This window comes from Bradyrhizobium sp. Kon56 (genome assembly GCF_055807635.1).
The window spans coordinates 1-273 of the sequence record NZ_JBVVOU010000407.1; the positions used below are offsets into that span (position 1 = coordinate 1).

Consider the following 273-nt stretch of genomic DNA (forward strand, 5'->3'; position numbering starts at 1 on the left):
GTGGTCATTTGATAACGCAACGCGCTGACTGCGTGCGTCGTAGCGCCACTCGCTTACCACGCCGCTGCCAGCGCGTTGCGTTATCAAATGACCACGGGCGTTGTAGTCGGCCCCCGTCGCGATGACCTGACGAGCACCACCCGCCAGGGTAATACCCACTTCCAGCAGCTCACCCATGCGTCCATAACGACTGTCTTTTAGGTTGTTTTTCGCATCTACCTGCTCAAGCTCTTCCCCCAGCGCACTGAAGCACCAAGACGTCACGAAGTCTTC

The 273-nt window shown here is 57.9% G+C and carries 1 protein-coding gene; it reads right to left on the reverse strand.

Going from position 1 to position 273, the window contains the following annotated elements; all coding sequences use genetic code 11:
• The coding region (locus AC0L3B_RS39480) for an RHS repeat domain-containing protein (RefSeq protein ID WP_473383227.1) at nucleotides 1-273 on the reverse strand (273 nt) is incomplete at both ends.